The organism is Phycisphaeraceae bacterium, assembly GCA_019454185.1.
GTDB lineage: Bacteria > Planctomycetota > Phycisphaerae > Phycisphaerales > UBA1924 > JAHBWV01.
Genome location: CP075368.1, coordinates 880,974 through 902,788 on the forward strand (window position 1 = coordinate 880,974; position 21,815 = coordinate 902,788).

A 21,815-nucleotide genomic window follows, 5' to 3' on the forward strand; every position below is an offset into this window, starting at 1 on the left:
CCATGCTTGCGGAGTTTCCGGTCAGGCGACCGATTGTTTCGATTGTGATCTCGATCCTGATCGTGATCATGGGCGTGGTCGCGTATCCGACGCTGCCTATCGCGCAGTACCCGGATATCACGCCGCCCGTGGTGCAGGTGACGACGACGTATCCCGGCGCGAGCGCTCAGGTGGTGGCGGACACGGTTGCGTCGCCGATCGAGCAGCAGGTCAACGGCGTGCCGGGCATGATCTACATGGAGAGCACGTCGGCGAGCGACGGCTCGTACACGCTGAAGGTTACGTTCGAGCTGGGGACGAACATCGACATCGCTTCGGTGCTGGTGCAGAATCGCGTGAACATCGCGATGCCGAAGCTGCCGGACGAGGTGAAACGTCAGGGCGTGACGACGGATCGCGTTTCTTCGAACGTGATCACGGTCTTTTCGCTCGCCCCGAATGACGAGGAGGCGAGCAAGAGGTACGACGATCTCTTCATCGCGAACTATCTCACGATCAACGTGTACGACGAGATCCGGCGTATCCCGGGTGTGGGCGATGCGAAGGTTTTCCCCGCCAAGGACTACGGCATCCGGCTGTGGCTCGATCCGGAGCTGCTCAAGGCGCGCGGGCTGACGACGATGGACGTCATCAACGCGCTCAAGGAGCAGAATGTCCAGGTCGCGGCGGGTGCGATCGGTCAGCCCCCTGTGCCGAGCGGGCAGGCGTTCCAGTACACGGTCTCGACGCTCGGGCGTCTGAATAGCGTGGAGCAGTTTGAGCAGGTGATCGTTCGTGCGGAGGGCAACCGGATCATCCGCGTGAAGGATGTTGCGAGGGTCGAGCTGGGAGGCAAGTCGTACGATCTGCTCGCGCGGTACAAGGGGCTTCCGGCCGGATGCATGGTGATCTACCAGGCACCGGGCGGCAACGCGGTGCAGGTCGCGCGCGACGTCGAGAAGCTGCTGGAAACCAAGTCCGAAGCTCTGCCCGATGGACTCGCATTTCAGACGGTCTACGACACGTCGGAGTTCGTGTTGAGCGCGATCGAGGGTGTCTTCCACACGTTCTACGAGGCGCTCGCGCTCGTGCTCGCGGTGGTGGTGATCTTCCTCGGGAGTCTGCGGCTCTCGGCCATTCCGATGCTGGCGATCCCGGTGTCGATCATCGGGTCGTTCTTCTTCGCCAAGCTTTTCGGATTCTCCGTGAACATGCCGGTGCTGTTCGGGCTGGTCGTTGCCATCGGCATCGTCGTTGACGACGCGATCGTCGTGGTCGAGAACGTCGAAGCGGTGATGAAGAAGACGCACAAGTCTCCGAAAGAAGCAACCATCATCGCGATGAAAGAGGTGCTCGCGCCCGTCATCAGCATCACGGTTGTGCTCATGGCCGTCTTCATTCCGACGGCCTTCCTCCCGGGCATCAGCGGCCAATTGTTCAGGCAGTTTGCGCTCACCATCGCGGCGAGCACGTTCCTCTCCGGCGTGTGCGCCGTCACGCTCACGCCTGCTCTCTGCGGCGTGATCCTCAAGGCGCACAAGGAAGGGCACAAGCCGTTCATTCTGGTTCGGTGGTTCAATGCGTGCTTCGACGCGCTCGCCAATGGGTATGCGCGTCTGATCAAGTTCCTTGTGCATCCGGCGATCGTCGTATTCACTCTCGCCGGTTTCGCGGCGTGCTTTGTCGCGATTGTCTGGACGTTCACTAAGGTGCCGACGGGTTTCGTGCCGCTCGAAGACCGGGGCATGGTCTTGATCGATGTGTGGATGCCGGATGCATCGTCGCAGGAGCGAACACTCGCAGCGGTGAAGAAAGTCGAGAAGATTCTGTCCGAGACCGAGGGCGTGCGGAACTTTACGGCGTTGCCCGGCTTCTCGATGATCAACAACAACGGCTCGAACTACGCGATGTTCTTCATCGGCCTGGAGGACTGGTCAGAACGTCTGCCAAAGGGGCGAGATCTCGCCACCATCATGCAGGACCTGCGTCAGAAAACCGCGCAGATCCCGGATGGGCTCTGCATCGTGTTCTCTCTGCCCGCAGTGGACGGCGTCGGCAGCGCGTCCGGCTTTGATCTGCGGCTGCAGGACCGCTCGGGCATCGGTCGTGCGGCGGTCGGTGAGGTGGTGCAGGGGATGATCGCGGACGGCAACGCGCAGTCGAAACTGACCGGAGTGAACAGCGCGTATCGTGCCGCGGTGCCGCAGTTGTTCGCGGATGTCGATCGCGAGAAGGTCAAGAAGCTGGGGATTCCGCTCCAGGATGTCTTCTCGACGATGTCGGGGTATCTCGCCTCGGCGTATGTGAACGACTTCAATCTGTTCGGTCGCACATGGCAGGTCAACGTTTCTGCTGACAGCCGCTTCCGCGCAACACCCGAGGACATCATGTCGCTCGACGTGCGCAAGCCGGACGGCAGCATGGTTCCTCTGGGTTCGCTGCTGAACGTTCGTGAGAGCATGGGTGCGGATCGCGTGATCCGCTACAACATCTTCCCGTCTGCGGTGCTTCAGGGCCAGCCCGCCCCGGGCATCTCGTCCGGCGAGGCGTTGAAGGTCGTCGAGAGCATGGCGGATGCGAAGCTGCCGCCGGGCATGACGTATGAGTGGACCGCGCTCTCGTATCAGGAGAAGCTGGTCGGCAACCAGGCGATCGTCGTGTTCACGATGGCGCTCGTTGTTGTGTACCTGATTCTGGCGGCGCTGTACGAGTCGTGGTTCATCCCGCTTTCGGTCATTCTTTCGATTCCGCTGGCGGTGCTGGGCGCGATGGCTGGGCTCATGCTGCGCGGCATGGACAACAACATCTACACACAGGTCGGGCTCGTGCTGCTGGTCGGGCTGGGAGCGAAGAACGCGATTCTGATCGTTGAGTTTGCGAAGGCGTATCGAGAGTCGGGCAAGCCGATCGTCGAATCTGCCGTAGAGGCGTCGCGTCAGCGGCTGCGTCCGATCTTGATGACCGCGCTCGCGTTCATCCTTGGTGTGCTGCCGCTGATGATCGCGACAGGTGCCGGTGCTGCGAGCCGCCAGGCGATCGGCACTGCGGTCTTCTTCGGGATGATCGGCAACACGTTCCTCGGCCTGATCTTCACGCCGGTGCTGTATGTCGTCATTCAGGTCCTCACGGAGAAGGTCTTCGGCCCCCCGAAGCCGAAATCCCCGATTGCACCACCGACCGATGGCGAGCCGTCGCATTCGGCCTTGCCCGCTCACTGATTCTGAACGTTCACTCCGCAGTCACTCACCCGGAGAATCATCGTGAAACGATCCTTCGCGATTTCGATACTTGTCTCGCTCTGGCTGGGAGCGGGCGTGGTCGTGCAACCATGTGTACACGCACAGGAGGCGAGTTCGCAAGCACAGCCGTCGGCGCTGCCGGCGATTCCTGGCGGATCGCTCAGTGCTGCGGACCTTGAGAATCTTGTCGGGCCGATCGCGCTTTACCCAGACCAGCTGCTTGCCAATGTGCTCGCGGCGTCGGTGTATCCGGATGAGGTCATGGAAGCCGCGAAGTTCATGCGGAGTGCCGGCGCGAAGGACAAGATCGACTCGCGTGATTGGGAAGCACCAGTGAAGGCGGTGGCCCGTGTGCCCGACGTGCTGAAGATGATGGCCGAGTACCAGGACTGGACCATCGCGCTCGGACAGGCGTATCTCACGCAGGCGCAGGACGTGATGGCAACAGTCCAGACGCTGCGAAAGAAGGCCCGGGCGAACGGCTCGCTGGTTTCCAATAGCGAGCAGATGGTGGTTGTGCAGCAGGAGATCATCTATATCCAGTCTGCTGACCCTGAGGTTGTGTACGTGCCGTCGTACGAGCCGACCGTTGTGTACGTTGACGATCCTTACGACAACGTGGTCGCTGCGGGGCTGATCGGCTTCGGCACCGGCATCATTGTCGGCGCGATCTGGGCCGACCTCGACTGTGATTGGCACCACGGCTGTGTCGGTTGGGGCGATGTGGACGTAGACATCGACCGCAATTTCAACGGTGATATCAACATCGGCAACGATGTCAACATCGGCAGCGGAAACCGTGTTGATCATCGCAATCGAGTCGGGCAGGCGGGCGGCGCATGGTCACCCAATCGCGACAAGACCACCGCGATCAACAAGCCGGATCAACGCCAGAACTTCCGGGGAGCCAACGCCGATGGTGGCTCGCCTCGTGCCGCAGCTCCTCATGCCAGCTCGGCAGCACGGCCGCCTGCGCGTCCAACGCCGAGGGCAACGCCATCATCGTCGGGTCGTACCCAGACACCGAGCTCATCGCGTGTTGCGGGTGCGGCACGCACACCGGCCGCTCCGTCGTCGGACCGAGCACAGAGCGCGTTCCGTGGCGGCTCTGATACGCGGGCTTCTTCCAGCCGCGGGTCGAGCAGCCGTCAGTCTGCAAGCCGGGGCTCCTACGGCGGAAGCCGCTCGGGCGGCGTCTCGCGAGGTGGCGGTGGACGCGGCGGTGGTCGGCGCTGATTCGATAGCGACAGTCGCTCGAAATCATTCTGGGTTGATCTCATCATCCACGTCATTCGAAGGACACACAATGAAGTCCCTCGCCAAAGTTGCAACCGCCGTTCTGTTGTCTATCGCGAGTCTCGCATCGGTCGGCTGCCAGTCGCAGCGCCGCTTCGATTCGCCCGAAGCCGCGGTCGCAGCGCTCACTCGAGCCACAGAAACCAGAGACAAGTCGGAGCTTCGCAGGATCTTCGGCCCTCGCACGGCGGAACTGCGGTCCGAGGACGAGAACCAGGACAAACTCGACTTCGCCTCATTCCAGCGAGCCCTCGCCGAGGGCCGCGAGATCGAGACCGTATCGGAAGATCAGGCGATACTGCTCATGGGCGAGGTGCGTTGGCCTTTCGCCGTGCCGCTCGTGCGTCGCTCTGACTCGAAATGGCTCTTCGATACCGATGCGGGCATCGAGGAGTTGGAGAATCGTCGCATTGGGCGCAACGAGTTGCGGACGATCGCAGCGTGCCGCACACTTGTGGATGCGCAGCGTGTCTATCGCTCGGTCGATCGCAACGGCGATGGGATTTCTGAGTACGCCCAGCGACTGATGAGCACACCGGGAGCGAAGGACGGTCTCTACTGGCCTTCATACGGTGGAGTCGATCCCTCGCCGATCGGTCCGGTGTTTGCTCAAGCAGCGGTGCGGACCGATGATGCGGGCAACCGTGTGCCCTTCAATGGTTATCGCTTCCGCCTGCTCAATCGCCAAGGGCAGCACGCGCAAGGTGGAACAATGGAGTACGTCGTCGATGGCCGGATGCTGAACGGTTGGGCAGTGGTGGCTTGGCCGGATGTGTGGGACGGCACCGGCGTGATGACCTTCATCGTCAGTCACGCGGGAGTTGTGTACGAAGCCGATCTCGGCCCAGAGACAGAGTCCGCGGCGGCAGACATCAATGCGTTCGATCCAGACCCCACGCTGTGGAAAGCCGTTACGCCGTGAGCATGTGGCGGCTCCGCACGAGCCGAGAACCTCGCAACCACAGACTTCATAAGGAGATGGACCATGTCGAACGGAACTCTTGCTGATCGCATCAAGGCCGAGTTTGAAGCCCGCGAGACCCGTCAGAAGGCGGCAGAGGCGGACCGTGCAAAGTCACGCGAAGCGCATGAGGCGGGCATCGAGAGATTCAAGAAGGCGTGCGAGGAGCTGAAGGCGGTCTGGACGCCGAAGTTCCAGGAGTTTGCCAAGCAGTTCGGCGACAAGATCAAGATCACCCCCGTCGTGAACCCGGAGCAGCGCGAAGTTCGCTGCACGTTCCTCACTGATTTGGCAACGATGACGCTCACGGTCGGCGTCTCGGCGAGCCCCGATGCGACGAAACTCGTCCTCGACTACAACCTGCTCATTGTCCCGACGTACTTCGACTACGAGCGGCATGCCAGAATGGAGATGCCCCTGAGCAGTATCGACAAGTACGCGGTTGGCGCGTGGCTCGACGACCGGCTCGTCTCGTGCGTCAAGGCATACCTCTCGATGCAGGACAATGAGTACTACATCCGCCGAATCCTGGTCGAGGATCCGATCACCAAGGCGAAGTTCCTGAAGGAGGATGCTGCGGCCTCGATCGAGCACAAGGGAGCGACTGTCTACTTCGCATCTGAGCAGTCCAAGAAAGACTACGTGGCGAAGCACGAGATCAGCGCCTGATCCGGCGTGGAGTGACAGATGCAAGTCATAATGCTCGGCGCATCCGGCGGCGAGGTCACTGGTCCTCTGTATCTGCTCCTCACGTTCGAGTCGACCGTGAGGAGTGGTTGACAGACGTTGATGACGCGAGAAGTCCCAGAGCGTTACGCCTTGGGCAAAGTCGGGAAGCGTCTGCTCAACGTTGTCGAAATAGGCGGATAGGTCATCTCGAAGCGCGACGCATCGAATGCATCGAGACCCAGCCCGATTCGCTCGGACACCCAATCCAGCATCCGTGGATACCATGGAATATGCGATGTCACCGCATGGCGCCCGCCGTGGAGTGGGACAACTCGCTCTGAGAGCGGCAGTGCCTGCCTCGGAAAGTCTGACTCGATGTGTGTGTGCTGAAAGGTCATCCGATCGAGCAGCTGAGCAGCGGGCGGCGAGGCGAGCCCGATGTCCTTATGCACGAACATGTCAAAGATGAGCCGTTCGACCGGTGTCTGCAATCGCACCATAAACCCGCACGTGTCCGGCGTTGAGGGGTATCGCTCCGCGATCTGGTGGAGGTAACTGCCGAATACACAGGTCGTCAGGCCGGCGTTCCCGACCGGGCCGGGTGCTAACTCGAAGCGCTTCTCGCCGCCGCACTCCACGACTCGGATCTCCGGCGACTCCGGACGACAGAACTGTTTCATCAACTGCCGATGCGCCTCGCTCCCACCGGTGGGATCAAGCGGGGACTTGTGGAACTTCCTGGCTTCTCCCTCGGCGTTCTCGACGACTTCGTAGGCCAGCGGCCACGCTCGTTCGCTGAGTCGGCGGAAACCGAGGTATCCGGTGACGTGGGCCGCGTCGAGCATCGAAGGATCCTCCTTCGATGGCAAGACGAAGACGGTCACAAACCGTACCTGTGCCTGCACGCCCCAGTACGCAAAGGCCCCCTCGTAGAGCTTTCGGCGTGAACGCTCCTGTTCGAGGGATGGATCGGTTTCTGCGCGGCTGGCCATCAGCGTTGAGAGCGTCTTGCGATCACCCCACGCCTCACGGACCGCATCTTCGAAGGCGTCGATGGCGCGCTCCGCCTCATTCAGCGCGCCCGGAGCCGCACCGCGTTCGCGGCAGGCTGAGATGAACTTGCGGATGCTCTGCTTCCCAGGGACATCCCCGACGACCGAGGGGACATCTCCCTCTCGTACCACGCGTGAGAGTCTCCAGGCCAAACCACGGTTGAGGCCGAGCAGTCGAGCGGATTCCCGAGTCTTGTTCGGATCAACGCCTACCGCGTCCATCAGCTCGGCAATCGATGTGCGCACGGCATGGAAGGCGTTCAGCACCTCTCCGAGGGAGGCGGGCGTCTGGTCGGGGAGCACTTGAGATTCGGTGATCTGGTTCGGCATGGTTTGTTCGGAAAGTGTACATGACAACGCATGTGAAGACAAGTCAAACGTCACTATAATTGTCACGTGTGACGCTTGACATGACACAGACTGGCATTATTCTCTGTATGCGGACCGAAGGGAGTGTCCCGGATCGCCGCGGCACCAGAGTGGAAGGAGAAACCTTGTGAAGACCAGGAATCTGACGGCTGTGATCATCGCGACGATCGTCGGCACAAGTGCGTGCGCGAGCGGCGTGCAGTTCAATCTGCTCGGTGAGTTCTATGCAACAGGTGTATCCGCAGATGGCTCGGTGATCGTCGGCAACTCGGCTGACAATCTCTTCGAGACCGTTCGGTGGACAGTGGGGGATGGCGTTGTTCGACTCGGGCGCGAGACCATGAGTGTGTTCGGCGTCGGTGCCGGCATTCCCGGCGTCTCAGACGATGGGACGCGGATCTCTGCGACGATCACGAGCGATGATGGCACGTTCATCACGCAGGGGTTGTGGACTGAGGGTTCCGGGTGGCAGACGCTCTCCCCTTATCCGTCTGACATGGGGATTGTGGACTCTAACGCGGGCTCTGCTTGGAATATCTCCGGCGATGGCAACCATGTTGTCGGGCTCTATTGGCGTGCTGGCGCTACCGACGGCATAGCCCATGCTTCGACCGGAACTCTGGCTGGCGGAGTGGTCGGCTTGGGCAGCACGGGGGGGGCGAGCCGCGCGAATGCGTCGAACTACGACGGATCCGTGATCGTTGGGTGGGACGAGGCCGCTGACGGCCACTGGCGTTCGGTCGTCTGGGTCAATGGTGTCCAGACGATCCTGCACGATCAGGGTGCGTTCACAGAGGCGGTGGAAGTGAATGCTGCGGGCGACATGGTGGTGGGGGACGCCTGGAACGAAGCGACATCGACGCGAGAAGCCGCGATCTGGCGCTGGGACGGCGCATCATGGGACGAGCAGATACTGGGCACGCTTCCGGGTACGTTCGAGTTCTGGGGGAGATCGATCGCGAACGGTGTCTCCGCGGACGGATCTGTCGTCGTGGGATACAACGTGTATGACTTCGGTCCGTTCTCCGACACGACAGGGTTTGTCTGGACGGCCGGGCTGGGCATGGTGAGCATCGAGTCGTACCTCTCGATGTACGGGGTGAGCGTGGATCCGCTCTTCGATTTCATATCGCTCACTGGAGTCTCCGCCGACGGGAAGACCCTGATCGGCTATGGCATCGACTGGCGCACCTTCCAGTACCAGAGTTTCAGCGTGACCATCCCCGCGCCCGGCACGCTCGCGGTCGCATCGCTTGGACTGCTCGCGGCACGGCGCCGTCGCTCTTGCTGATCCTTGCGAGTGTGTACCCGTGTGGGTGCACGGCTCATTTCACACGTCCATTCTGCACGGAGATCATCGATGAAGTTGATTGCTTCGCTGGCGTTCCTCGCCGGGCTTTCCGGTGTCGCCTGTGCTGACCTGTTCGAGGTCAGCATCAACGGGCGCGTCGAGTTCAACATCGCGAATCCCACGAATCCGAATACAAACCCGGACATTCTTGCGATCCGTCCGGGCCACCTGCTCTCGTACACGTTCACGGTCGACTCCGATGCGTTTGTCGGCCACCCGACCTTCGGCATCCGGGCGTACGAGATCGATCCCGCCTCCTTCGCTGTCACGACCAACCAGGGCTTCTCCGCCGGCATGTCGTATCCCCTTCCCGGCGGCTCGACACCCTACTTCGTCGTGCGTGACAACGATCCTGCTGTCGATGGCTTTTACATCACGTGGGGCGGCATCGAGCTGCCGTTCGGCCTGCCCATCACCGAGGCCGGGCTCTTCGGCGACCCGTTCGAGGCCGCGTTCTCGGTCGGGTACACCGGCAACACGCTCTCATCGATCGACATCGCGGGTGCTGTCGGCACCTACGGCTATGGCAACGGCGGTCCCGGAACGCTCACAAACTACTACTTCAACCTCGTTGATCTTGGCTTCGAGGTTGTCGGCATTGAGTTCACCGACATGACGATCTCCCGAGTTCCCGCTCCGGGCACGCTGGTCGTGGCCGCGTTCGGCTTCGCGGCCACTCGCCGGCGTCGCTGATCGACAGCATCAACTCGGACTCGCCCTCCCTGGGCGGCAGGTGCCAGCACGGACCATCAAGGAACGAACCTCCATCGTTCTCTGAGCGACGTCGAGCACGTGCCGCCCTTTCTCCGCGCACGTGCATCATCAACTGTGGGCGAGAGGCGCGAGTCATGCCATCGCATTGGCTTTGAGTTACACTCGGGCGTGTACGCAGGTGGCCGCGCGTCGCTGGAACTGGAAGCTCGGCGATTCGTACGTTGGCGATGAGCTTGTGCTCGCACGAACAGAACGCAAGGTGAATGCTCCGATGCTAGCATGATCGCATGAACGCACCACGTCACGCTGTTCTCTTCTCCGTGATCCGGATCTCGATCGGATTGCTTGCTTCGATCTCGGTTCTCGCGTGCGAGCGAGCGGGAGTCGAAGAGCACCGCGTAGAGAAGGAGGGAGCCGCCCCGTCACTTCCGAACAAGGATTCTGAGAAGACGCAAGCCGCGCCTGCGCCACAGGACTCGCTGACGGCCCCGGCACCGGAGGCCTCGCGCAGCGACAACTGGCCGTGGCGTGCCCCGGTAGCGTGGCGGCTTGTGCCTGGCGAGAGGCCGATGCGTCTGGCGACGTACGAGATGCAGGGGCCTTCGGGTCCGATTGAAGTCGCGATCAGCCGCTTTCCGGGCGATGTCGGCGGCATGCTCGCAAACGTGAACCGTTGGCGGGGACAGGTCGGCCTGCCGCCTACGACAGAATCCGAGCTTGCTGACATGATCGAGCCGTTCGAGAACGATCGGTTCAGCGGGTCACTCCTGCACATCGAAGGTGCCGAGCAGCACATCGTGGTTGCCAGCATCTTCGAAACTAACGCGAACCAGACGTGGACGGTGCGCGTCAGTGCCGCACCGGCGGTCGCTTCTGCGATGAAGGGCGAGGTGTTCGCGTTCGCAAGGACGTTCGGTGCCGCGGAGTGAGGGGGAGCATGCTAATAATGCGTTGATCTTGCCCACGACATCCGGCAGTGTTGAATGAGCGTTTAGCAGGTCGTTGTAGAACCCCGGCGGCAGCACGCTTTGTCTCTCCGGGCGGAACTCGCTCGCGGCGTGACGGCGGATTGTTCTCACGGGCTGGTCGTCGGTTGCTCTGGTTTCGTGTTCACGAGGCCAGCAGGTTCTTCATCCGCACGAGGTTGTACGCCGCGGCCGCCAGATCGAAGCACTGGCTGATCTTCTCGCGTCCCACGTGCCTGGCCCTTCGCATCCCCGCCACCGTCTTGGCCCATCCGAAGAACTCCTCCACCAGCTTTCGTCGGCGTTGGCTCTTTTTGAACGCCGCACTGCGTTGCTCGCTGCGTGCGAACCATCGGGCCCAGGTCCCGTCGTCGGCCCGCTCGCTGGTCGGATCGATCTTCCCGGCCTTGATGGCCACGTGCGGCTCGATCCAACGCCGCTCCAGTTCCAAGAGGAACGGCCCCGCGTCGTACCCCTTGTCGGCGCCCAGTGTCGCCGGACGCACGCCGTGCCGCCGCTCCAGATGATCGAGCATCTTCAGCGTGTTCTCCCGCTCGGCCGTGCCGCTGGCCTCGTCGATCCGCACGCTCATCACCAGCCCGTGCCGGTTCTCGGTGAGCGCATGCCCCGAGTGGCAGAGGAACGCGCCCACGCCGTCGCCCTTCCTGTACAGCTTCGCCTCGGGGTCGGTCGTGCTCTGGTGGGTGGCGTTGGTGCGACGCTCCCCCTTGAAGTCCACAGACGGGTTGCGTCCCTGCGTGCCCCCGGCCGATGGCGGAGGAGCGCCCCCATCATCCCCTCCGGCGGCTTCCCGCTCGATCTTCTTGAGACTCTTGAGCGACGCATGGCTCTGGATCAGGGAGCCGTCCACGGTGAAGTGCTCGTCGCTGGTCAGCCCGGCATCAATCGCCTGCTTCACCACGTGGTCGAAGAACTTCTGTGTGATCCCATGCTCAGCGAGCCGCTCTCGGTTGTGCGTGAAGACCGAGTGGTCGAACACGTCGTCCGAGGGCTGGAGGTCCAGGAACCAGCGGAACAGCAGGTCGGTCTTCAGCCGCCGGCACAGCTCGCGTTCGGACCGGATCGTGTACAGGCACTGCAAGAGCAGGGCCTTGAGCAGCGTCTCGGGCGGGATGCTCGGGCGGCCACGATCGCTGTACGCGGCCTTGAACGTCCGGGACATGTCCGCCAGTGCGCGATCGACCATCCGCTTGATCGCACGCAGCGGATGGCCGGGCTCGATCAGGTCCTCGACGTTGAACGTGTGATAGACTGCCGCCTGACGCTCGGGTTTGCCCTTCATACCCAACTGTTCGCAGCACCAGCCGTTGCGGATGCGCCCGCTCAAGAGCACTTTTTCAACGGCCTGCTAGATCAGAAATCAAGCTTAAGCGAAGAACAACTTATGGGGTGCCGACCTGAGCAAGCTACACCCGTCGCGACCTCGACCGATGGACGACTAGATACCGGGCAGTCCGGCGCGCCGCGACAAATACAATGAACGCAACTGCCAAACACGAAGCGGCTTTCATGACCGAAAAAAATACCCCTCGATCGTTCTCGCTCATGGATTGCCATGCATGCTCACGATCATCAATCCAGCCAAGGGTGAATATACACATAGAGAAGAACAAAGCGTACCAAACCGCTGTAGAAACTATGCCAGTCATATTCTTGTTCATATTCGCATCCCTTGATCGCTGGCGTTACCAGCCGGGGAACAATGTGCCACACATGGACTTGCAGCGCTGACTTGCGGTGTAATGACATCCGATACAAACAAAACAAGCGAATGTCTTAACGCCTGCTGCGCCCTTCAGACAGCCCTCTGCACACTTAATCGGATCAAGCTGGCCCCCATTTTCGGCAAAGCATCCTACGAAACAAGAGACGATCGTAAACGTGGTGAATGAAAAACTGCACTCTTTGCAAGCAACATTGCAAAATTCACCAAGCGGTGAGAACAGATCTGTCATGCATCGCGAATAGCATTGATTGTAGTCGCCAAGGCGAGGGCGAGTCCAGCAGCCAGACATGGCTCGCAAGCCAGCCCCCACCCGTTCTGCATGGCCGTCCGCGACGGGTGCGATTGGTGCGAACGGTCCCGCTCCTGCTTGTTCCACATGCTCGGCTGCGGCCCGTGCGGCCCGCTGGTTGGCGACATCATACGGATCCCCGCTCTTTCTTGAGCGCGTTCGGCGCATGTTGGGCATTGCGCCATCGATCCGGTTGTGGGATGATGCTCCTTCACTCGCGGCATGATGCCGCGTCAGAGGAGGCATCGATGCACATCACCGAGCGGCAACCCGGCGATCTGACGCGGCTCAGGAAGCTGGCCGCACGCGAGAAGAACGCCGAGCAGAAGGACCGGCTCATGGCCGCGGCACTCGCGGTCGAGCAGATCGAGACCTCCGACATCCAGCACGCCCTCTGCCGCAGCAGGGGCTTCGTCTAGCGCTGGGCGTACGCCTATTGCGACGGCGGCATCGAGGCCCTCAAGGACAAGCCGCGTGGCGGCAGCGTCGGCAAGATCACCGGTGAGAAGCTCGAAACGCTCAGGGCCCGCATCGACGCCGGACCCACGGCCAAGGACAAGGTCTGCACGCTCCGCGGCAGGGACATCCAGAGCATCGCCAGAGAGGAACTGGGCGTCGAGATCTCGCTCAACGGCGTCTATCGCACGCTCCAGCGCATGGGCTACTCGTGCCTGGCCCCGCGTCCACGCCACGAGAAGCAGGATCTGGCGGCTCAGCAGAAGTTCAAGGACGAGGTCGCCCCCCTTTTCTCCGCACCGTGAGGGACGCGGCCGACACATGCCAGATGCGTGTGCGGGTCTACTTCATGGACGAGGCGCGGTTCGGCCAGCAGGGGACAACCACGCGGATGTGGGCCAAGAGGGGCTCACGCCCGACGGCTGTGAAGCAGACGCGGTACGAGTGGGTGTATCTCTACGCGGCGGTGGAACCGGCGACGGGTCACAGCGTGGCGTTGCAGGCCCCGCACGTGAACACGGACACGATGAACGTGTTCCTGAAGATGCTGTCCGAGGAACTGGCCGCCGATGAGCACGCCATCCTGATCATGGATCAGGCGGGGTGGCACAAGTCGCGGCGGTTGAAGCTGCCGGAGAACATCACGACGCTGCTGCTGCCGCCGTACAGCCCGGAACTGAACCCGGTGGAGCGGCTGTGGGCGTACCTGCGGAGCCACTACCTGAGCAACCGCGTGTTCGACGACTACCAGCACCTGCTCGACGCAGGCGCAGAGGCGTGGCAGGAACTCACGCAAGAACTGCTCCGCTCCATCTGCTCATGCACCTACCTCACGCACGAGGAAGATGGGTGATCCGTATCAGATATGGCCTGCCGATTCCCCCTGCCCGTCCCGTCCCTGCCCGTCTGGCGTCCACGCATGCCTTTGCTCCCGCTGGGGTTACCGCTCGGGGAGCCGTTCGCGGGAGCATCCCGCGGCTACGCACCGGCGACCAAACCGTCACCGGCCAATAGAGGGGCGAGCAGGGAGCGACTTCAAGTCCAGCCGCTGTCAGTCATGTGAGGCAATCATCAGATCACGGTCCCAGAAGCCCTCATTTCGTGCCCGGGTATCGACCGAGGCAGTCGGATGGATTCGCCACACCTCTCGGCGGCGGCTGGTCCTCTAGATGTACCGGAATCCAGTTGACGCCGAGGTCATGGTCTCGGCATACTTCATAGAATCGGCAAGAAGCAATAAGTGCGCGATCCAGAGTGCTCGGGGATGTTCGTTCAAACACTTGTGCGAGGTCAAAATATCCGAGTGCCTCCACTTCCGCTCGGAGATAACGCAACTCCGGGAATCCACAAAACCCAGACCCATCCGACGCTGCGCACATATCGGTCGCCCCTCGAACAACCGGCTTCCCCGACCAACTCACTAGTGTCATTGATGGCGAGACCGGTGGCAGGACGAGATCGCTCGTCAGCTCCCACCAGGGCTCTGGGAACTCATTCCATGAGCAATCGGCGATCGGCTTCAGTTCGTCGACCACTCGGACAGGGACCGTGGGCCGAAACCGCAACCTGTAAAGCCCAGCTTGCTCAAGCACGAAACGCACACGGTGTGGCACCAGAGCCGACACACCGTGTGCTCGCAAGAAGTCCACTCCCGGAGGGATCTCATCAACAGCCACTCTTGCCAAACCTTCTGCTGTACGTTCCATTACTTCAGCGTCATCGCTGGAGGGGTACAGATGCTCTAATGGGTTCAGCCGCAGCAACTCGTGACCCCGCCAGTCGTCATGGCTGTAGACCCTGTACTGCCTAAACGAATAGCTGCCAAGCCGTTGGACATCAATCGCCTGGCCGCTCCATGGTGATCCGCTGTTGGTCAGAATCATATGAAGGATGTTCCGTAGCCGTGGATCCGTAGATACCATGTCGATGTACAAGATGCTGCGATGGCGTCCATCTGAAGTTATCATGTCGGCAATGCGACTAAACACATCGGACGACACGCCACCCTTGTTAACCACGAGTCTGGTTCGCATATGCACTAATCGATTCCTCTATCAAGTAACCATTGTCGTCCAGAGATCCACACGCGTCTATAATCAAACGCCATGCCCGCTTGCGAGCCCCACACCATATCGATATCGTTGTAAGCTTGTCTCAGTCCATCAATGATTTCGTCTTTGTTCGTGATGAGGCTCGGGTCATGACCAAGTCTGGCGGCGATTATATCGTGAATCGTCGGCATGTTGGGGGCGTGACTCACGCCGAAATTGTGTAATGTCCGAGGCGTGATAAGTGCGGGCATGGAGTGCATTTCTTCGGGAGTTGGATATCGATTGAACTGTAGAAAGAACAGCCGATTGGTCCACTGCTGTGTGGACGAATGATGTACTTCCAGATCATTGCTTAACAAATGTCCGCGCATGGCAATGCTCGCCTGTGAGCAAGTCATGAGTTGCGACAGATCTATGTCTGGACCAGCAGTCGCGGCAGCGTACATATCGTCCATCATCATGTGTACGGCAGTAACCATAGCGGGCGAGTCCATACTCTTGCCAAGCATGGTGTCGAGACGAGCGATTAACTGTGTCGCAGCGGCGACGCGATCACCCCCTGTGCGATCTATGTATCTGAGGTAGAGCGCGAACAATCGCTCGCATACTTCCCGGCCTTGGTTATGCACCCATACTCCACTTGCGCTAACGAAGTAGGTATGGAAGTCCTCAACCTCGAAGTTGTATGTAGTGTATGAGGCACCATTCCAGCCGTGCTGGGACGAGCCGGATGCCGGGGGGCCACGTTGCACCTGGATATCGGTGACGAACGCGGTCGTTCCTGTTCCATCTGCCAGCAGGAGCGAGTGCCCGGCCTCAAGCTCCGCCGCCGGAATGAACGCACCGAGCGACTGCACATAGAACGGGTGCTCCGCCGTGGTGGTCAGCGACTCCACAGAGTCCGCAGTCCCATCTCCATCCGCGTCAATCCCAGATTCGATCACGTACAACTCGCTCGGGTGCGTCGTGATCGTGTTGACAACCCGCTTGTAGAGTTGTGCGCCCGTCTCGTGATGACGCGAGAGCACCATGTCGCCCACCTGCACCTGCTCGATCGGGACGAGGCCCTCGTTCGTGTGGACGAGCGTTCCCGCTACGAAGCACATGCCGGAAGTTGCGATGGCGGCGGCACGCACGGGAACGCGTTCCATGGCATCTATGATCCGGTCGCCGTACTTGGCCGCGAGAGCACCTTGCTTGATCTTGCTCGCGGCACTCACCATTGTCACACTCTTGACGGCCACGCCGGCGAGTCCAGGACCTACGGCCAGCGCCACCTCAGCGGCAACCCGTCCGACCAGGCGTCCGGCTTCGTAGTCGTTCATCGTGGCCAGTTCGCCCTTTAGTTCGTCGATGATCTCGTAGGCGATTTCGAGATAGACCGCGTATTCCTCGCCGAGTTGGTTCAGCGTGTCGTGGTCTCCCGTCAGGACAGCTTCGATGGCTGCATCTCCATCCTTTACCAACTCCCACAAGATCGGGGCAATCCTCTCTACCAAGCCCGCCGCCGCGAGGATCCGCTGCTGGTCTTCCACACGCAGTGGGCTTCCGGTCAGTTTCATGCGGATGTTGGTGGTTACCGGGTTGTAGTGTCTCGCAAGGTACCAACCGCCCTCGGCGATCGAGACAAAGCCGTCCCACACTCCCACGCCAGTGTCAATGACGCCTGCCCCAACACCACGCAAGAAGGCCGCCTGCCCCATCTGGTTCGCCGTGCCGAATTGGTCCTCCAACAGTTGCGTCAGACTCGGGGTCTCATATCCTGCACTCGGTATGGCGACCAAGGCACGTGGCGTCATCGTCTCGTTGATATCGACTGATGCGAAGATACGGCCTCCATATGACACGAGGTGGTACGACTGCGATCCGTACTCCAATGTGTCTACCGCCTCAGCCACCGATCCCGGCATGAGCACCTCGATGAGAAACGGGCTGAAGATCCCGCCCCCGGAGGCGCGTGTGTCGCTGTACTGGCCAACCGCGATGTCGTAGTCCTCGTACGAGAGGGGCTCATCGATCTCGTCAGGAAGCGTGAGATTGATACGGAAGCCGAACGACAGCACACCCACGTGGCCCATGTCGTTCATCGCACGGATCTCGATGGTGTTCCAGCCGGGCTGGACTTCGACACCGCTCAGGACGGTCGCGAAGGAACCTGTGTAGTCGTACGGGTCCAGAACTCTAGCGATGCCACCCGTCCCCGGGTTCTTGACCACGTTCATGCTTTGTGTAAAGGACCTCTCTGAGTCGGCACCCTTATTTAGCGTGATCTCGATTGAGTCGATTGTCCCTGTTGGAATGAATCCAAGCCACGAAGTGCTCAGATCGCTCATGGCATCATCAACGCTACCGTTCAGAATTATGTCTGCGATCAGCTTACTTGCATCGAGCGGATCCGGACGCGGATCCATGACCACTCGGTTAGCCAAGTCAATTGTTGGTGTCGGGTGCGATACCGGAAGGACCTGCGTAGGTGTGCCGAGGAGTGGTTGGCCGAGGGGGCCGCGCTCAACCGGAACGTACTGGATCGCAACGGGAGTGACCCGGACCGAGTCGCTTCTGGAACCGCCCCCGCCCGTGCTCGTGGCCGACACGGCGATCGTGTGCGTGCTCGCGTCAGTCCTGACTGCTTCGAGATAGAACGTTCTCTTCCCTGTCGCTCCCCACTCGGATTCTGTGTACGAACCTGGTGCGATGTAGTCGCCGCCTTCCTTGAGCGGGCTCTTGTCTCGAGATGGGCTCTTCGACCTCCAGAGTCGATACACGCCCTCAGCAGGAACGTACGAACCATCGGCCGCCATCTCATTGGGGTCTGAAGCCGGGTACGACACGGTGATGGTCAACTCGCCGGGCGGGAAGTCCTTCAGCTCAACGACGACTGGAATGAAGTTGACACCCTCTGACTCATTGTCACGGTATTCAGAGATTGTGCTGCTGGCCTCGTCCAGGTTGAAACCGTCTGCATAGTCTGGGATGCCATCGGAGTCCTGATCGCCCAGAGATGCGAACATGATCTTGCCATAGCCGGACATCTCGGCCTCGTCTTCGTCACTTGACCGGGATGGGTTGCTCAAGCCATCGTCGTTATCAGAGTCTATATCGACATCGACCCGAGGTCGCCAGATCTTTGCCTTCTTGCCCTTGGCCGGATTGGACTCGTAACTGTCATACGTCTCATCGATCTGCTTGCACCCGAGCAGGCCGCTGACATCCTCGACAACAACCTCGTCTGTAGCGGGAGACACATTGAAGCAGTAGTCAAAATCATGCAGACAGTTGTCCGCGAAATACAAGGGCTCGGTGCCGGCATAGACCAGCTTCGCGTCGTGTGGACCGTCGCCAGAGAGGCGCACAGTCCGATTAATAGAGCCCCCGAAGCCCGTCGAACCCAAGTGGCGTGGGCCGACTTGGACCGACCAAGAGCCCTCCCCTCCGTTCGGCGATGCGGACACACTGACCTCATAGGTCTGCTCGCGGTCTCGTGCTCCGACGACCTCGGGATTGGTCGGATCGCCCGCAACGGCTTCGATTCCATCGACTATTCCATCACCATCTGTGTCCGCTTCGAGTGGATCCGTTCCCCACAACTGCTCGTCCCTGTTCGAGAGACCGTCTGCGTCAAAGTCCTCATCTCCATCGAGCGTGCCGTTACTATCCGAGTCACTGCTCAACGGATTGAGCAGAAGAGAACGGATGCTGAAGATCTCGAAACCGTCGGAGAGTCCGTCGCCATCTGTGTCATAGCCGCAGGGGGAGGTGCCGTGGATTATCACCTCGTCGCCATCGCTCAGCCCATCGCCGTCGGAGTCGGGATTGAGCGGATCGATGCATGACATGCCGCGCGCCTCGTATCCGTCAAGCAGCCCGTCGCCGTCCGTGTCAGGATTGAGCGGATCAGTGCCGAAGATCGCCTCCATGTAGTCAACGAGGCCGTCATTATCGGTGTCGTCTCTCGCACCGGGCGGATCATCTGGGTCGAGCGGATCCCAGCCTTGACCAACCTCCACACCATCGCTCAGCCCATCGCCGTCTGTGTCCCACTTCCGTGGATCTGTACCCAGTCCGCACTCTTGAGCACCGGTAAGCCGGTCATGGTCTTCATCCTTATCGCCGACCACAGTGCCGTAGCGGATCTCACAGCCGTCATTCGCACCGTCACCGTCCGAGTCGAAGCTGCACGGATTCAGACCCGCAGCGATCTCATCTCCATCATTGACTCCATCCCCATCACTATCTGCCGCGAAGCCGAATGGACACTCGCCGCCCGACTCCTCCTCGTCGAACAGTCCATCGCCGTCCGTGTCGAAACGGATGCTGAAGATGCAGACTTTCTGCTTGACACATCCATTCAGCTCGTACGTCACGATGGCGGTGACGAACAGAGGTACTCCGAAGCGAGGGTTGCATGTCGGTGACTCGCGGAGCGTGAACTGGAACGTGCTGTCCCGCTGGGACACCGAGGCCACATAGCACGACTCGTCGGTCAGTGTCCAGGTGAATGTGCCTCCGGGCGGCACTGCCGTTGCTGTGAGGGTTATCTGCTCGCCGCCGTATACCTCCCACGGGCATCCGCTGAGATCCAAAGCGCAATCCGCAAATGGGATCGTCACCGTAGCGATCTTCGCGCAGTTCCCCTCCGTATCCACGCACACGGCCTTGATGATGACGTCGGTCTCGGAACCTTCGAAGAAGTCGATCTGGTACTCAAGTGTGTCGGCCTCGATGGGACCCACGGTCATCGTCCCGAAGTGCACGATCCAGTATCGCTCATCGCAATCACTGCCCCAGAGCGCATGAACCGTGAAGGGCTCGCCGAGCCGGATGATCTCCGGCGCGGAGGTGATCTGCACCTGCGCGTTGCAGTCCGGGCACCCAGCCGTTGCGATGCCCTCCGCTCGTTGGCCCAGAACGATCGGATCGACGTCGCAGACCGTCTGCGTTGTCGCTGCGACGATGCTCTGCCCGCTGACAGTGAATCTGCCGTTCTGCCAGTAATCGAGGACTGCGTTCCCGCCGCTCCAGTGTGCGGGGTCCAGCGTTGCTGTGATCGGGTCTTCCGGATACAGCAGAGACCACGTCGCCAGCACAGAGCCCAGATCGCCCCAGTCCGCTGCGGAGAGAAGACGGTCCTCGGCCGCGATCACCGGTTCGCCAGCGATCACCGACTCGATCATCATGTCGAGATCAAGGTCATCGGTCGAGAGATCTTGGTTGAGATCGCCACCATCCTGGGGCGGTGCGCCCTGCTGGACGAGCGTGTCCAACTCGATCACATCAAAGAGATCCAGTTCGTTGTCCTGGTTGAGATCTCCCCAGACAGAAAGGGGTTCGAGGATGACCGGCTTCAGCCCCGGGTGGGGGTAGGACTGGTCAAAGAGCAACTCGCCGGTCGCTCCGGAGAACCAGAAGTGTCTCTCAACAGGTATACCGATGGGATCGAGCCGCATGCCCGAGGCAAAGATGTCGGGCACACCGTCGGCGTTCACATCGTGAGAGCCGCCCAGCGCGAAGCCGATGCGATCGCCACGCCGCCCACGAAGCGTGAAGAGTTGTTCTCCCGTAGCACCTGAATAGACAAATACTCTGCCGATCGCATCGGTCCAGAGATGCGATCTGGGCGCGGCAACTGCGACGTCTGGAACGCCGTCACCGTTCAGATCGGGCAGAATCTCGAAGTCCCAGCCAAAGGCGTTGTCCGGCTCTGTTGCTTCGATCTGCAGCAGGACCGCGTTGTTGGTGCCCGAGCGAACGGTTACAACACCCGGCACGGTGCCGCCCGGGGCAACAACCATCGCATCAACGTAATCGGGTATGCCATCCTGATCGAAATCCTGTGCGCGGCAGTCGGCAACGGCCGCGAACCATGAGATCACAGGAATAACGAGAACAGCAGCGAGCAGCCGAGCCATGTTCATATAGTTCCTCCAGCAGCCGCCAGCATACAGGTTTCTACGAAGCATGCAAGGCGGTTCACAGGGTTCGCGCGATCAAAGTGTCTGAGATGCCTCGGTCTCGCATCGCAGCCCGTTGTCTACCAGAGAGTTGCGGACCGAATCGTGAAGAGAGAATTCACATCACGGGGCGTGTTCCACAGGACTATCCGATGTGGAAATGAACGACTTCATCCGCAACGCACGGACAAGTGATCAGGGGCTTCAACGGAAGAATCACGCGGCCCCGCTTTCAATCGCGGAACGTAGCCCACGGATGCCGCGTTCCCGCACCAGAGTTCGGCGTCTTCCCTATCAACGGGCCGCATGGGCCGCACGGGTCCACCTAGGCGTGCGCGCCGGTCGCCGCGCGCACGGCCGCCCGCACCCGCTCGGTCTCGTCGCCCGCTTGGTGGAACGTGGCGTCGAGCGCTTCGCGGGCCAGCCGCATCTGCTCCTCCCACGGCGTACCGGGCGGCGGGGGAACGTGCTTGTTCGGGTTGAGATCAGCCAGCCGCTCGGCCTCCCGGAAGTCGCCGCGGGCCCAGGCGAGGGTCTCTTGGATATGCCGGTACGTGTCGCCGTCGGTGTGCTCCGGACGAACCAGCGCCAAGCCCGGCTCGCGTGCTGCCTTCAGGGCGCAGATCCGGTGCGTGAGCATGTTGTCGTGCGCGCGGTTCTCGGCGTCGTCGCGCTGCGACTGCCGCTCGATTCGGTTCAGACGCGACCTCAGCGATCGCATGGGCG

General features: G+C 61.0%; 13 protein-coding genes. 9 read left to right on the forward strand and 4 right to left on the reverse strand.

The window, feature by feature from the left end; genetic code table 11:
• The first annotated feature begins 2 nt into the window (after positions 1-2).
• From KF838_03635 to KF838_03650, 4 genes are all read left to right on the forward strand, one after another.
• Positions 3-3,197 (forward strand): multidrug efflux RND transporter permease subunit, encoded by a 3,195-nt coding sequence (locus tag KF838_03635; GenBank protein QYK48948.1) that lies wholly within the window; start codon positions 3-5, stop codon positions 3,195-3,197.
• A gap of 42 nt (positions 3,198-3,239) precedes the next feature.
• Positions 3,240-4,454, forward strand: a complete 1,215-nt coding sequence (locus tag KF838_03640; protein ID QYK48949.1) for a DUF3300 domain-containing protein — start codon at positions 3,240-3,242, stop codon at positions 4,452-4,454.
• A 70-nt stretch (positions 4,455-4,524) separates the two neighbouring features.
• Complete coding sequence (locus KF838_03645) at positions 4,525-5,436, forward strand: DUF2950 domain-containing protein (protein ID QYK48950.1); 912 nt, start codon at positions 4,525-4,527, stop codon at positions 5,434-5,436.
• A 63-nt stretch (positions 5,437-5,499) separates the two neighbouring features.
• Positions 5,500-6,144 (forward strand): hypothetical protein, encoded by a 645-nt coding sequence (locus KF838_03650; protein ID QYK48951.1) that lies wholly within the window; start codon positions 5,500-5,502, stop codon positions 6,142-6,144.
• 143 nt (positions 6,145-6,287) lie between these two features.
• Here KF838_03650 and KF838_03655 read toward each other — a convergent pair whose 3' ends face one another.
• A complete protein-coding gene (locus KF838_03655) occupies positions 6,288-7,526 on the reverse strand; it encodes a hypothetical protein (GenBank protein QYK48952.1) in 1,239 nt (412 codons plus the stop codon).
• A 166-nt stretch (positions 7,527-7,692) separates the two neighbouring features.
• Between KF838_03655 and KF838_03660 the strand changes: the two genes are divergently transcribed.
• The 3 genes from KF838_03660 to KF838_03670 all read left to right on the forward strand — a co-directional run bounded on the left by KF838_03660 (position 7,693) and on the right by KF838_03670 (position 10,559).
• A complete protein-coding gene (locus KF838_03660; GenBank protein ID QYK48953.1) occupies positions 7,693-8,856 on the forward strand; it encodes a hypothetical protein in 1,164 nt (387 codons plus the stop codon).
• A 69-nt stretch (positions 8,857-8,925) separates the two neighbouring features.
• Positions 8,926-9,609: a hypothetical protein gene (locus KF838_03665; GenBank protein QYK48954.1), complete on the forward strand. Its 684-nt coding sequence runs from the start codon at positions 8,926-8,928 to the stop codon at positions 9,607-9,609.
• A 308-nt stretch (positions 9,610-9,917) separates the two neighbouring features.
• The gene (locus KF838_03670) at positions 9,918-10,559 is read left to right on the forward strand and encodes a hypothetical protein (GenBank protein QYK48955.1); all 642 of its coding nucleotides are present in this window, start codon (positions 9,918-9,920) and stop codon (positions 10,557-10,559) included.
• A gap of 181 nt (positions 10,560-10,740) precedes the next feature.
• Here KF838_03670 and KF838_03675 read toward each other — a convergent pair whose 3' ends face one another.
• Entirely contained in the window at positions 10,741-11,898 is a 1,158-nt protein-coding gene (locus tag KF838_03675; protein QYK48956.1) for an IS5 family transposase, read from the reverse strand.
• A 1,182-nt stretch (positions 11,899-13,080) separates the two neighbouring features.
• On the opposite strand from KF838_03675, the gene KF838_03680 reads away from it, so the two are divergent.
• Both KF838_03680 and KF838_03685 read left to right on the forward strand, forming a co-directional pair.
• A complete protein-coding gene (locus KF838_03680; GenBank protein ID QYK49811.1) occupies positions 13,081-13,392 on the forward strand; it encodes a winged helix-turn-helix domain-containing protein in 312 nt (103 codons plus the stop codon).
• A gap of 23 nt (positions 13,393-13,415) precedes the next feature.
• Positions 13,416-13,940 (forward strand): IS630 family transposase, encoded by a 525-nt coding sequence (locus tag KF838_03685; GenBank protein QYK48957.1) that lies wholly within the window; start codon positions 13,416-13,418, stop codon positions 13,938-13,940.
• Positions 13,941-15,125: 1,185 nt separating this feature from the next.
• Here the strand turns inward: KF838_03685 and KF838_03690 are convergent.
• Positions 15,126-21,053 carry a Hint domain-containing protein gene (locus KF838_03690; protein ID QYK48958.1) on the reverse strand — a complete coding sequence of 1,976 codons (5,928 nt, stop codon included), beginning with the start codon at positions 21,051-21,053 and terminating at the stop codon, positions 15,126-15,128.
• A gap of 361 nt (positions 21,054-21,414) precedes the next feature.
• On the reverse strand, positions 21,415-21,810 hold the full coding sequence (locus tag KF838_03695; GenBank protein ID QYK48959.1) for a hypothetical protein: 396 nt from the start codon (positions 21,808-21,810) through the stop codon (positions 21,415-21,417).
• Positions 21,811-21,815 lie beyond the last annotated feature (5 nt).